The organism is Bradyrhizobium sp. SZCCHNS1022, assembly GCF_032484835.1.
GTDB lineage: Bacteria > Pseudomonadota > Alphaproteobacteria > Rhizobiales > Xanthobacteraceae > Bradyrhizobium.
Map to the genome: position 1 here is coordinate 323632 of NZ_JAUETT010000004.1, position 13844 is coordinate 337475.

Below are 13844 nucleotides of genomic sequence, written 5' to 3' on the forward strand. Positions count from 1 at the left end.
TCATTCCGGGGCACGCGAAGCGTGAACCCGGCGACTGTCTTAGCTGTCAAGCGATTGCTGGGTATATCGGGTGTTGTTTTTGACCATGGTGTTTGCGGTGACCAACAGCTTTCGGGCGATGGCAATGAGGGCGAGCTTGGCGGGCTTGCCCTGTTCTCGCAGGGCTTGGTAGGCGGCTTTCATTCGGGGATTGTGACGGCTGGCGACGAGGGCGGCCATGTAGAGCGCCGTGCGCACGCAAGGGCGGCCGCCCGAGATGGCGGCACGGGGCGGCGCATTGCCGGACTGGCTGACATGCGGCGCGAGGCCGGCCAGGCTGGCGACAGCCTTGCGATCGACGCGGCCAATCTCAGGCAGTTCGGTGATCAGCACAGTGGCCACGCGCTCGCCGATCCCGGGGATCGAGGTGAGGATCTCGAAGCTGCAGGCAAGCTGCGGATCGGCGGCGATCCGGCGGTCGAGTTCGGTCTCGATCTGGCGGCACTGGGTCGTCAGAACAGAGATGGTGGCACGGTGATTGTCCAATAGGAGTGGCTCGGCGGTTTGTTTCAGCCGTGTCTTCTCCATGGCGATCATTTCCGTGAGCTGGCGACGACGTGTGGTGAGGGCCTTGAGCGTCAGCTGCTCGGCGGATGGCAATGGGCGAATGGCGTCGGTCATGGCGAGAGCGAAGCGCGCAATCAGCCGCGCGTCCAGCCTGTCGGTCTTGGCACGGCGCCCTTCAAACTCACGGAATGCCTTGATGCGGCGCGGATTGACGAGACCGACCTCGAACCCGGCCGCGCCGAGAGCGCTGACGAGTTGCCGGGCATAGGGGCCGATCGCCTCCAGCACGACACGGCCGACGCCGGCCTGGGTCAACCGCTCGACCACGGCGGCAACGCCTTCGGCAGCGTTGGCAACCCGGAAAGTCTTGCCCGAGGGAGCAAGGCCGACATCAAGAAAGCGCTGACCGACATCGATGCCGGCCGCGAGCGCAAGAGACTGAGCTGTCATGGGGATCAGACCTGTATGCGAGCTACCGGAAATCGGCGCTCATGCGACTGTTCGATCAGACAAGGCAAGCGGAGACGCCCAAGCCGGGTTACGGTCGCCGAGGCAACCGGGAATCCAACGAGCTGTCTCTACCCGCCGCCACTATGACAGTGACACCCGGTCAGATACAGGAATCCATTTGGCCTTGCAGACGGTGGTGAAATGGATTCCGGGTCCGCCCTGCGGGCGCCCCGGAATGACGATCGAGAGAGACTACTTCGCATCCTCCAAAATCATTGCCGCGGCTTTCTCCGCGATCATCGCGGTCGGCGTGTTGGTGTTGCCCGAGGTGATGGTCGGCATGATCGAGGCGTCTGCGATCCGAAGCCCCGCGATGCCATGGAAGCGCAGACGTTCGTCGACGACGGCCATGGGATCGTCGCGGGTGCCCATCTTGGCCGTGCCCACGGGGTGGAAGATCGTGGTGCCGATATCGCCGGCCGCCTTCGCCAGCGACGCGTCGTCGTCGCCGACGGCAGGGCCGGGGAGGAATTCGACCGGGTTGAAGCGCGCCAGCGTCTTCTGCTTCATCAGCCTGCGCGTGACGCGGATGGCGTCGGCCGCGACCTGGCGGTCTTCTTCGGTCGCCAGATAGTTCGGCGCGATCGACGGCGCCTCATCCAGCTTGGCCGAGCGGATCCGCACGGTGCCCCGCGAGGTCGGACGCAGATTGCAGGCGCTGACCGTGATCGCGGGGAAGCGGTGCAGGGGATCGCCGAACTTGTCGAGCGAGAGCGGCTGCACGTGAAACTGGATATTGGCGCGGTCGCGCGTCGAGTCCGAGCGGGTGAAGATGCCCAGCTGCGATGGCGCCATGGTGAGCGGGCCGCGGCGGCGGAGGGCGTAGTCCAGCCCCATCAGGCCGCGGCGGAATAGCGAGTAATAGGTCTCATTCAGCGTGCGGACGCCCGTGACCTTGTAGATCGCGCGCTGCTGCAGATGGTCCTGCAGGTTGCGCCCGACGCCAGGCTTGTCGAGCGTCACGTCGATCCCCAGCGGGCTGAGCCACTCCGCCGGCCCGATGCCGGAGCGGTGCAGCACCTGGACCGACCCGATCGCGCCGGCGCTGAGGATGACTTCTCCTCGCGTGCGTGCCTCGATCGTCTCGCCGTTCTGGATGAAGCGCACGCCGACCGCGCGTCCGTTCTCGACGATCAGCTGCTCGACCAGCACATGCGTCTCCAGCCGCAAATTGGGACGGCTCAGTGCCGGCTTGAGGAAGCCCCGTGCTGACGACCAGCGCCGCCCGCGCTTCTGGTTGACATGGAAATAGCTGACGCCCTCGTTGTCGCCGGTATTGAAATCAGGAATCCGGCGGATGCCCATCTCCTCCGCGGCGTCGCCGACCGCGTCAAGGACGGCCCAGGACAGGCGCGGAGCCTCGATCCGCCAGCCGCCGCCGGTGCCATGGTGTTCGCTTTCGCCGAGGAAGTGGTCCTCCAGCCGCCGGAATACCGGCAGTACGTCCTGATAGGACCAGCCGGCCAGGCCGAGCTGGCGCCAATGGTCGTAATCGGCCGCCTGGCCGCGCATGGAGATCATCGCATTGATGGCGGAGCAGCCGCCGATCACCTTGCCGCGGGGATAGGCCAGCGAGCGGCCGTTGAGCCCCGGCTCCGGCTCGGTCCGGAACATCCAATCGGAGCGGGGATTGCCGATCGCAAAGAGGTAGCCGACCGGAATATGGAACCAGATCCAGTTGTCGTTGCCGCCGGCTTCCAGGATCAGGACGCGCTTGGTCGGGTCGGCCGAGAGCCGGTTCGCCAGGATGCAGCCGGCCGTGCCGGCGCCCACGACGATATAGTCGAATTGTCCCTCGAGCTGCCTTGGCATCGGCGTCCTTCCCTGGTCTGCTTGCGGCGGTTTTAGTCAGCGGGATGGCCGGGGGACAAGTCCATCTTCATGCGCATGGCCGCATTGCTCGCGGACGTCTATCGGTTGGGCGGTGTGCATCTTGCATGCTACACAGGCCTCAATGCCAACAGGGATCACGAGAATTTCCTATGCCTATCGTCAATCGCGTCGCCGATCTGCAGCCCGATATCCAGGCCTGGAGGCGGGATATCCATTCTCATCCGGAGCTGCTCTACGACGTGCATCGGACCGCGGCGTTCGTGGCCGAGCGGCTGCGCGAATTCGGCTGCGACGAGGTCGCCACGGGCCTCGGCCAGACCGGCGTGGTCGGCGTGATCAAGGGCAGGAAGCCGGGCAACGGTGAGGTGAAGGTGATCGGCTTGCGCGCCGACATGGACGCGCTGCCGATCGAGGAGGCCACCGGCCTGTCTTATGCCTCCAAGACACCCGGCAAGATGCATGCGTGCGGCCATGACGGCCACACCGCGATGCTGCTGGGCGCGGCCCGCTACCTCGCCGAGACCCGCAATTTCGCCGGCGAGGTCGCCGTGATCTTCCAGCCGGCCGAGGAGGGTGGCGGCGGCGCCCATGCCATGATCAAGGATGGCCTGATGGAGCGCTTCAAGATCGACCAGGTCTATGGAATGCACAACGGCCCCGGCATCCCGGTCGGTGCGTTTGCGATCCGGCCGGGTCCGTTGATGGCCGCGACCGACAACATCGACATCACCATCGAAGGCCATGGCGGCCACGCGGCCAAGCCGCACAACTGCATCGATTCGCTTCTGGTCGGCGCGCAGCTGGTCACGGTGTTGCAGCAGATCGTCTCGCGCAATGTCGACCCGCTGGAGTCGGCGGTGGTCTCGATGTGCGAATTCCACGCCGGCAACGCCCGCAATGTCATTCCGCAGACGGCGACTTTGCGCGGCACGGTGCGAACGCTGACGCCGAAGATCCGCGATCTCGTCGAGAAACGCGTGCGCGAGGTGGTTGCGGGCACGGCCCAGATCACCGGCGCCAAGATCAACCTCACCTATACGCGTGGCTACCCGGTGACGGTCAATCATGCCGAGCAGACCGAGATCGCGTTGCGCGCCGCCAAGGAGGTCGCGGGCGAGACCAATGTACATGAGATGCCGCCGATGATGGGCGCGGAAGATTTCTCCTACATGCTGGAGGCGCGGCCCGGTGCCTTCATCTTCATCGGCAATGGCGACTCGGCCGGGCTGCATCACCCCGCCTACAATTTCAACGACGAGGCGATCGTCTACGGCACGTCCTACTTCATCAAGCTCGTGGAGAACACGCTGGCGGCGTGAGCCGGAGCGGTCTCAAGCTCGCCATCACCTTGCGACGTCCCGTCGGCATCGTAGCGGTGCCGATGGGGTCGATCGCTTTGTCGGTCCGAGGAGTCGCGCACTCACGCCGCGTTCTTGATCTTGTCGTCCAGTTCGCCGCGCTCATGATGATGCACCAGCTGCGAGAGCGACTCCTCGTCGATGCGGTGTAGCACGTCTGCGAGCCTGTCCGAGTCGGCGGCTCCCTTCGCAAAGCCGGGGCCGTAGATCGTGCGCAGCGTGCGGATCAGGGTGTTGCCGTGCTTTCTGCTGATTTCGCCATTCTTGTCACGATGGCGGTGATCCAATCCAGGCTGTCTCATCCGTCTCTCTCCGCTGATTCGCTGCTCATGTGAAAAGGCGCCGAGACTCGCACAGTGGCTCCGCGCGGCCGTCGTGCCCGGATGCTGATGACGCGCTTACTCTGGACTGCTCGTGGCAGATCGCACGGCGGAGCTCCCGGCGAACAGCAGGCGAGCTGCATCGAAGCCAGCCTCGCCCGTGTGCCATTCGCCCTGTCCTGCGGTTCGGAATGATCCGACCCCGCGATCCGAGCACCTTGCAGGCCGTTCGGATCTGAACTGGACGATAGTTCGTGCTGGCGGCGGGGTTTTGACCCAACTCAAAGATAAAGACCGAACAGGACACGGGCCGGCGAGCTCATTCCCGGTATTTGGCTACGAAGATTTTCGACGACTACGCTGCCCGAACCGACCGCTTCATCGCATGCGCAGCGATCTGCAGGTCCTCGACGAAGCGCTGATATTCGCGCGCCTTGGCATCCGCGTCGGGCAATCGCAACAAATAGGAGGGATGGACCGTCACCATCGCCTTGACCCCGTCGGGCAGGTCCACCACATGGCCGCGGCTCTTGTTGACCGGAGTGATCTTGCCGAACACGGATTGCGCGGCGGTCGCGCCGAGCGCGACGACGAGGGCTGGGCGGATTGCGGCAAGCTCGCGCTCATACCATTGCCGGCAGGCCTTGATCTCCGGCGTCGTCGGCTTCTGATGCAGGCGGATCTTGCCGCGGGGCACGAATTTGAAATGCTTCACCGCGTTGGTGACATAGACCTTGGTGCGGTCGATACCGGCTTCGTCCAGCGCGCGGTCGAGCATCTGCCCGGCCGGGCCGACGAACGGCTGGCCCGCGAGGTCTTCCTTGTCGCCGGGCTGCTCGCCGACCAGCATGATCGGGGCGTGCGCCGGCCCTTCCCCGAACACGGTCTGGGTGGCGTTCTTCCACAGTGGGCAGGCGCGGCAAGAGGCAGCTTCTTCACGCAACGTCTCAAGAGCGGCGGCATCGGTCTCGTGCGGCTTGGATGCATGAGCCTTAGTTTCGTGAGCCTTAGTTTGAGCTTTGGGCTTGCGGGCCATCACTGTCTCCTCAACCCGTTTCTGCGCTTTGTGCGCTTCGGTGCCGGGCTCGGCGATCATCGCGCTCGCCCGCTGGGCGGCGGTTTCGATCAGCGGCTTGATCAGGGAGGCTTCGGGCAGGTTGTGCCAATATCGCTTCGGCATCTCCTTCTCCATCGCCTTCACTTTCAGCCGTGCAGGATTGAAAATGCTCGCATAATAGCGCCGCCAGACCTCCTCGAGCCGATCTTCAGACGGCGCCTCAGCTTTGCTCACGCCGGGCGTGAAGCTGACTCGGCTGCCGTCCCAATGCGCGCAGAGGTCGGGGGTGAGGATAGACCAGGGCATGTCGGCGAAGCGGCGGGCGAAGAAGGGGGCGGCGAGTTCGACGATGTGGTGCTCCGGCTCGAACCAGGCGACGTAACGCGTCTCGCGTTCCCGGCCGATCTCGCGGAAGCGGACGAAGGCGTGCATCTTGTGCTCGTCGCGGCGCACCGCCCGCGCTATCGCATTGACCTGGGCGACATCGGGATCGGTCGCGATGGTCATGAGGTCGTGATTGGCGCGCAAGCGCCACAACAGCCGATAGAGCAGGCCGAAGCGATTGGGATCGCGATGCAGGATGGCGGATTGCGCCAATTCGACGAATGACGCCGGCACCGAGAACGTGCCCTCCGGGACCTCCGGCAGCGTCGTCTCGGCCTGATCGTCGAACAGGTCAGCCGTCGCGCCTCGCACGCGCCAGGTCACCTCCGCCGGCTTGACGTCGTTCGTCGCCAACGCCCGCGCCGCCTTGCGCCAGCCGTCGAAGTCGGTGTTGCTGTCGAGGGTGACGATGTGCATCTGTCTCCTCCCGTCATTCGAGGAGCCGAAGGCGACGAAGCAATCCAGAATCGTTGTCTGGCTCCTGGATTGCTTCGGGGCTTCGTCCCTCGCAATGACGGCTCGGTTAGAATCCAAATCCCAATTGCTGCGGCTTCGGCTGAAGCCTCGTCCGCAGCCCGGCGGCATCAAGCAGCCCGCGAGACGGACGATGGTCTGAGAGAACGATGAACGGCAGCGCCTTGTTCCGGGCCACGTGCAGTCGGGTGAGGTCGGCGAGCCGGATCGAGGTCGCGCGGCGCATGGTGAGAATGCGCTCGACCGTGCGGGTGCCGAAGCCCGGCACGCGCAACAGCTCCTCGCGGCTCGCCGTGTTGATGTCGAGCGGAAAGCGGTCGCGGTGGCGCAGCGCCCAGGCGAGCTTGGGGTCGATGTCGAGCGGCAGCATGCCTTCGCCTTCGTCGACGATTTCCTCGGCGTCGAAGCCGTAGAAGCGCATCAGCCAGTCGGCCTGGTAGAGCCGGTGCTCGCGCGCGAGGGGCGGCGCCTGCAACGGCAGCGCGCGGCTGGCATCCGGGATCGGACTGAAGGCGGAATAGTAGACACGCCTCAGCTTGTAGGCGCCGTAGAGATTGGCCGAGGTCGCCAGGATGGTGCGGTCGTTAGCGCTGTCGGCGCCGACGATCATCTGCGTGCTCTGGCCTGCGGGCGCAAAGCGCGGCGGCCGGGCCTTGCGGATCGCCTTTTTGGCTTCATCCGCTTCGTCGAGCTTGAGCCGGAGCCGCCCCATGGTGCGGCGGATCGCGCGCTGGTTCTTTTCCGGTGCGAGTTTGGCGAGGCTCGTCTCCAGCGGCATCTCGATATTGATGCTGAGCCTGTCGGCATATTTGCCGGCTTCCGCGATCAGCGCTTCGTCCGCTTCGGGAATCGTCTTCAGATGGATGTAGCCGCGGAAACGATGCTCCTCGCGCAATTTGCGCGCGACCGACACCACTTGCTCCATCGTGTAGTCGGGGCTGCGGATGATGCCGGAGGAGAGGAACAGGCCCTCGATGTAGTTGCGGCGATAGAAGTCGATGGTGAGCTTGACGATCTCATCCACCGTGAAGCGTGCGCGAGGGACGTTGGAGGAAGCGCGATTGACGCAATAGAGGCAATCGTAATTGCAGGCATTGGTAAGAAGGATCTTGAGCAGCGAGATGCAGCGGCCGTCGGGCGCATAGGAATGACAGATGCCCATGCCGGGCGCGGTCGAGCCGAGACCCTTGCCGTCGCTGGAATCCCGCATCTCGGTACCGCTGGAGGCGCAGGAGGCATCGTATTTGGCGGCATCGGCCAGGATCTCCAGTTTGCGTAGCAGCTCCATCGGCCTGAATCCCTTTGATTCCGTTGCGTGAATCTCGTCCGGGTCAATCCCGATTGACTCATCGCAAGGCGTTAGCTTTATATTAGAACGTATCATGAACAAAGAGGTTCGTTGCGGGTTCAACCGCAAGGACCTGTAACGGGGCGAGAAGGAGCGGCGACGCATGACCGGCGCACGCATGGACACGCTTGCGCGCCTGCGCAGCGGCATCGCCCGCCTCGAGGCGGGCGAGGGCACGCTGGAGGGGCGCCGTGTCGCGCTCGGCCATGACGAGGTCGACGCGACCTTGCAGGGCGGGCTCGCCACCGGCGCATTGCACGAAGTGTTTGCGCCGAGCGGAACGCAGGCGGCAGCCGCAACCGGCTTTGTCTTTGGGCTTGCGGCGCGCGTCTCGGCGCGGCGGCCGCTGATCTGGATCAGGCAGGATTTTGCCGAACGGGAGAGCGGCGCGCTGTCGCCATGTGGATTGGCCGAACTCGGCCTCGATCCACGCCTGCTGGTGACGGTGCGTGCGCCCGATCTCGAAACGGCGCTGCGCACAGGCGCGGATGCGCTCGCCTGCGATGCGCTCGGCGCCGTGATGATCGAGGTCTGGGGCGAGACCAAGAAGTTCGATCTCGTCGCCAGCCGCAAGCTGACGCTGGCGGCACAAGCGTCCGGCGTCGCCGGGTTGATGTTGCGGATCGCCGCCGAGCCCGTCCCTTCGACCGCCGAAACGCGCTGGATGTTGCGCACCGCGCCGTCTTTGCCCGGGGCGTCTTGGACCGCGTGGGGCGCGCCGCGCTTCGATGCCGAGCTTGTTCGCAACCGTCACGGCCAGACCGGGCGATGGATCATGGAGTGGACCTGCGATGACCAGTGTTTCAGCCAACCGGCGGCGGATCCTCAGCCTGTGGCTGCCGCGCCTGCCGATCGATCGCATCAAGCGAAAGCTGGCATCCACAAGCGCCACGCCTGATGACGGCAAGCCGAACGTCGTCGTCATCAAGGACGGCAACGCGCTTTTGATCCATTCGCTCGACGAGGCGGCGGCCCGCTGGGGCCTGACGCATGGCCTGCCGCTCGCCAATGCCCGCGCCATCTGTCCGGACCTCCTGGTGCACGAAGCCGATACCGCGGCGGATACCAAGACGCTGGAGGACATCGCCGATTGGTGCGACCGCTTCACGCCGCTGGTGGCGCTCGACCCGCCGCATGGTCTGGCGCTCGATGTTACCGGCTGCGCCCATCTGTTCGGCGGTGAGGCCATGCTGATGAAGCTCTTGTGCGACGCGCTGACCGCGCGCGGCTTCACCGTGTCGGCTGCGATCGCGTCGAATGCGATCTGTGCGCGCACCTTGAACCACCATGTCCACGGCCGCATCGTGCTTGACGGTGAGGAGGCGGCTGTCGTCAGTCCGTTGCCGGTGGTGGCACTCGGCGCCGGCGAGGCGATCACGCTGGGGCTGCGCCGCGCGGGGTTGAAGACCATCGGCGATGTCGCATCCCGCGGCCGCCACGAGATCACCGCGCGCTTCGGCGCGGTCTTCACGCGCGTGCTGGCCCAGGCGTTGGGCGAAGCGGATGCGCCGATCAGTCCGCGCAAGCCGCCGCCGGACTACATCGTCGAGAAGCGCTTTGCCGAACCGGTGGCGACCGACACCGTCATCGCCGCGAGCCTGTCGAGCCTCGCATCCATGCTGGTGGCTGCGATGGCGCAGCAAGGCAAGGGCGCGCGGCGGCTGGAGGCTTATTTCTTCCGCACCGACGGTGTGGTGCGCATGATCGCGGTCGATACCGGCCGGCCGGTGACGGAGATGCGCGTGATCGACCGGCTGTTTCGCGAACGGCTGGACGCCTTGAGCGATCCGCTCGATCCCGGCTTCGGCTTCGACCTGATCCGGTTGTGCGCCAGCCGCAGCGAGCTCGTGGTGCAGGAGCAGCGCGATCTCGACGCCCATGTTCATGATAATGACGAGATCGCCGCGCTGATCGATCGTATTGCTGCGCGGATCGGGGGCAAGCGCGTCATCGTGCATCTGCCTGTGGATACCCACATTCCCGAGCGCGCAAGCCTGCCGGCTCCAGCGCAGCAGCAGCTTGTTGCGGCTTCGAAGGCCGACTGGCCCGCGCGCGTCGAGGGCGAGCCGCCGCTGCGGCCCTTGCGGCTTTTTGACTGTCCTGAGGAAATTCAGGTGATCGCGCAGGTGCCGGATGGGCCGCCCGCGCGCTTCGTCTGGCGGCGTGCCGCACATGCGATCGTGCGTGCCGAAGGGCCGGAGCGGATCGCGATGGAATGGTGGCGGCCGGATGGGCAGGGGCTGACGCGCGACTATTTTCGCGTCGAGGACGAGAACGGTTTGCGGTTCTGGCTCTATCGCGACGGCCTCTACGACCGCGAGATCGAGCAGCAGCCGGGCAGAGTCGTGCAGCCCGCCTGGTACATGCACGGTCTATTCGCATGAGCATCGAATATGCCGAGATCGGCATCACCACCAATTTCTCCTTCCTGCGCGGCGGCTCCCATCCGCAGGACTATGTGCAGCAGGCCGCCATCTATGGCTTGAAGGCGATCGGGATCGCCGACCGCAACACGCTCGCCGGTATCGTCCGCGCCTATGCCGAACTCGACAATGACAAGCTCCCTTACCGGCCGAAGCTGCTCTATGGCGCGCGCATCGTCTTCACCTGCGGCACGCCAGACATCCTGGTCTATCCGCGCGATCGCGCCGCCTATGGCCGGCTGTGCCAGCTCCTGACCCGCGGCAAGCGCGGCGACGACACCGACAAGGTCGAGAAGGGCGCCTGTTATCTCGCTTTCGATGATCTCCTGGAGTTTGCCGAAGGCCAGCTCCTGGTGGTGATGCCACCACATCGCTTTGAGGAAGCCGGCTTGCGCAAGGTCCTGGTGCGCCTGCAAGAGAGCCAGGCTGAGGGCGTGTGGTTGGCGGCAAGTTTGCTCTATCGCGGCGATGACCGCCGGCGTTTGGCTCGGCTTGCGCGGCTTGCCGCCTCAGCTCACGTGCCGCTGATCGCGACCAATGACGTGCTCTATCATCATCCCGCGCGACGTCCGCTCCAGGATGTGCTGACGTGCATCCGCGAGAAGACCACGATCGAGGCGGGCGGCCGCAAGCTCGAGGCCAATGCCGAGCGTCATCTCAAGCCGGCGCAGGAGATGGCGCGGCTGTTCCGCGACCACCCGGATGCGATCGCGGAGACCGTCCGTTTTGCCGACCGCATCACCTTTTCGCTGGATCAGTTGAAGTATCAATATCCGGACGAGCCCGTGCCGCCCGGCAAGACCGCGCAGCAGCATCTGGAAGACCTGACTTGGGACGGCGCGGAAAAATATTTCGGTGACGGAATCGACGAGAAGCTGCGCGCCACCTTGAAGAAGGAGCTCGCGCTGATCGCCGAACTCAACTACGCGCATTACTTCCTCACCGTCCACGACATCGTGCGCTACGCGCGCAGCCGTGGCATCCTGTGCCAGGGCCGCGGATCTGCGGCCAATTCCGCGGTCTGCTACGTACTCGGCGTGACCTCGGTCGATCCCACCAAGGTCGATCTGTTGTTCGAGCGCTTCATCTCCAAGGAGCGGCTGGAGCCGCCTGACATCGACGTCGATTTCGAGCATTCCCGGCGCGAGGAGGTGATGCAATATGTCTATCGCCGCTATGGCCGCCACCGCGCCGCGATCATCGCCACCGTGATCCATTATCGCCCACGCAGTGCGATCCGCGATGTCGGCAAGGCGCTGGGCTTGACGGAAGACGTCACATCGCTGCTTGCCGACACCGTGTGGGGCAGCTGGGGCGACGGGCTGTCGGAGATGCAGGTGCGGCAGGCCGGGCTCGATCCCAAAAATCCGATGGTCGGCCTTGCGGTCGAGCTCGCCGCCGAGCTGATCGAATTTCCCCGGCATCTCTCCCAGCATGTCGGCGGCTATGTGCTGACCCAGGACCGGCTCGACAGCTACGTGCCGATCGGCAATGCCGCGATGGAGGACCGCACTTTCATCGAATGGGACAAGGACGATGTCGACGCGCTGAGCATGATGAAGGTCGACGTGCTGGCGCTTGGCATGCTGACCTGCATCCGCAAGAGCTTTGACCTGATCGAGCGGCACAAGGGCGAACGCCACGAGCTTGCGACCGTGCCGCGCGAGTTGCCGGCGGTCTACGACATGCTGTGCAAGGGCGAGTCGCTTGGCGTATTCCAGGTCGAGAGCCGGGCGCAGATGAACATGCTGCCGCGGCTCAAGCCGCGCAAGTTCTACGATCTCGTCATCGAGGTCGCGATCGTGCGCCCCGGGCCGATCCAGGGCGACATGGTGCATCCCTACTTGCGTCGTCGCAACGGTCTCGAAAACGTCAGCTATCCGTCGCCATCACCCGATCGAGGCCCAAAGGACGAGCTCTACAAGGTACTGCACAAGACGCTCGGCGTGCCCTTGTTCCAGGAACAGGCGATGCGGATCGCGATCGAAGCCGCGAAGTTCTCGCCCGAGGAGGCCAACGGCCTGCGCCGCTCGATGGCGACCTTTCGCAATGTCGGCACCATCGGCTCCTATGAGGACAAGATGGTGAACAGCATGATCGCGCGCGGCTACGACCCGGCCTTCGCGAAAAGCTGCTTCGACCAGATCAAGGGCTTCGGCTCTTACGGCTTTCCGGAAAGCCACGCGGCGAGCTTCGCGCAGCTTGTTTACATCTCCTCCTGGCTGAAATGCTTCCATCCCGACGCATTCTGCTGCGCGCTCCTGAACTCGCAGCCGATGGGCTTCTACGCGCCAGCGCAGATCGTCGGCGACGCCCGCAAGAACGGCGTCGAGGTGTGCGACATCGACGTGTCCTACAGTTTCGCGCAGAACACGCTGGAGGAGGGAGACGGCAAATATTGTGCCGTGCGGCTCGGCTTTCGCCAGATCGACGGCTTTTCCTGGATCGATCCGGACGAGGAGGGGTTGAAACGATCGAAGCAGCTCCAGGCATCATTCGGGGATAAGGCTCCCGCTATCTCCACGTCGCCATTCCTGGGCGATGCGCCGCAACAAAATGGCGGAGCTATTTTGCAAGGCGCATCGAACCGGGAAGCTCGAGGTTCCGGGGGCGCACTGCATGCGTCCCGGAACGACGAAGTGAACACAGCGCACAACGACAACCACGATCTCGACGACTGGGGCGAGCGCATCGTCAAGGCACGTGCGCGCCGGCCGTTCACCTCGCTGGAGGATTTCGCCCGCGACACTGGCTTGCCCAAGCGTGCGCTCCTGCTGCTCGCCGATGCCGATGCGTTCCGCTCGCTCGGGTTCGACCGCCGCGCCGCGCTATGGGCTGTCCGCCGGCTGCCGGATGACGTGCCGCTGCCCTTGTTCGAGGCTGCGGTGGCGCGCGAGCAGCCGGACGAGTGCGCAAAGCCGCTGCCGCAGATGCCGCTAGCGGAGCAGGTGGTCGCCGATTATCAGACCATCCGCCTGTCGCTGAAGGGGCATCCGATGGAATTCTTGCGGCAGCGCTTCGCGCGTGAGGGTGTGATCGCCTGTCGCGATGTCAATGATGCCAATGACAGGCGCTTCATGCGCTGCGCCGGCGTGGTGCTGGTGCGCCAGCGGCCCGGCAGCTCCAAGGGCGTCGTATTCATGACCTTGGAGGACGAGACCGGCATCGCCAACATCGTGGTGTGGCCGAAGGTGATGGAGCGCTTCCGGAAAGAAGTGATGGGCGCGCGGCTCGTGCTGGTCGAGGGCCACATCCAGAGCAGCCCCGAAAAGGTCGTACATCTTGTCGCTGAACGGCTGATCGATCGCTCCGCCGATCTGTCATTGCTCTCAGACGATCGCCTCGGCCCACAGGCCGTGCCGCATGGTCCGATGCCGGCCGAACCGCTGCAGGATGATCGCCGGCAGCATCACGACAATCCCGCCCAGAAGGTCGGCCATCCCCGCAACGTTCGCATTCTGCCGCGCTCGCGCGATTTTCATTAGCGGGGGATCGTCTCGATCGCGGCATCGCGGAGAGAAGCATCGCTCCTCCCAGCTTGATATGGGGCGTGCAAGGGGCTTGCTTCAAGCCCCGGCTCATCCCGTAGAA

The 13844-nt window shown here is 64.9% G+C and carries 9 protein-coding genes; 4 read left to right on the top strand and 5 right to left on the bottom strand.

Annotation, left to right across the window (positions count from 1 at the left end):
• Nucleotides 1-39: 39 nt before the first annotated feature.
• Nucleotides 40-996, bottom strand: coding sequence for an IS110 family transposase (locus QX071_RS24315; protein ID WP_315701447.1), 957 nt, complete (start codon nt 994-996; stop codon nt 40-42).
• Between the two features lie 252 nt (nt 997-1248).
• The gene (locus QX071_RS24320; RefSeq protein WP_315706178.1) at nt 1249-2868 is read right to left on the bottom strand and encodes a GMC family oxidoreductase; all 1620 of its coding nucleotides are present in this window, start codon (nt 2866-2868) and stop codon (nt 1249-1251) included.
• Between the two features lie 170 nt (nt 2869-3038).
• Here QX071_RS24320 and QX071_RS24325 point away from each other — a divergent pair, with 170 nt between their 5' ends.
• The gene (locus tag QX071_RS24325; protein WP_315706177.1) at nt 3039-4208 is read left to right on the top strand and encodes a M20 aminoacylase family protein; all 1170 of its coding nucleotides are present in this window, start codon (nt 3039-3041) and stop codon (nt 4206-4208) included.
• 101 nt (nt 4209-4309) lie between these two features.
• Here the strand turns inward: QX071_RS24325 and QX071_RS24330 are convergent, their stop codons facing one another.
• The 3 genes from QX071_RS24330 to QX071_RS24340 all read right to left on the bottom strand — a co-directional run bounded on the left by QX071_RS24330 (nt 4310) and on the right by QX071_RS24340 (nt 7770).
• Entirely contained in the window at nt 4310-4549 is a 240-nt protein-coding gene (locus QX071_RS24330; RefSeq protein ID WP_315706176.1) for a hypothetical protein, read from the bottom strand.
• Between the two features lie 373 nt (nt 4550-4922).
• Complete coding sequence (locus tag QX071_RS24335) at nt 4923-6425, bottom strand: UdgX family uracil-DNA binding protein (RefSeq protein WP_315706175.1); 1503 nt, start codon at nt 6423-6425, stop codon at nt 4923-4925.
• A 106-nt stretch (nt 6426-6531) separates the two neighbouring features.
• The gene (locus tag QX071_RS24340) at nt 6532-7770 is read right to left on the bottom strand and encodes a putative DNA modification/repair radical SAM protein (RefSeq protein WP_315706174.1); all 1239 of its coding nucleotides are present in this window, start codon (nt 7768-7770) and stop codon (nt 6532-6534) included.
• Nucleotides 7771-7933: 163 nt separating this feature from the next.
• On the opposite strand from QX071_RS24340, the gene QX071_RS24345 reads away from it, so the two are divergent.
• From QX071_RS24345 to QX071_RS24355, 3 genes are read left to right on the top strand one after another with little or no spacing between them, the layout of a single operon-like run.
• Nucleotides 7934-8728 carry a DNA repair protein gene (locus QX071_RS24345; RefSeq protein WP_315706173.1) on the top strand — a complete coding sequence of 265 codons (795 nt, stop codon included), beginning with the start codon at nt 7934-7936 and terminating at the stop codon, nt 8726-8728.
• Nucleotides 8622-10214: a DNA polymerase Y family protein gene (locus QX071_RS24350; protein ID WP_315706172.1), complete on the top strand. Its 1593-nt coding sequence runs from the start codon at nt 8622-8624 to the stop codon at nt 10212-10214. Before QX071_RS24345 ends, QX071_RS24350 begins: the two co-directional genes overlap by 107 nt.
• Nucleotides 10211-13738 carry an error-prone DNA polymerase gene (locus QX071_RS24355; protein WP_315706171.1) on the top strand — a complete coding sequence of 1176 codons (3528 nt, stop codon included), beginning with the start codon at nt 10211-10213 and terminating at the stop codon, nt 13736-13738. The genes QX071_RS24350 and QX071_RS24355 overlap by 4 nt, the downstream gene beginning before the upstream one ends.
• Nucleotides 13739-13844: the final 106 nt, after the last annotated feature.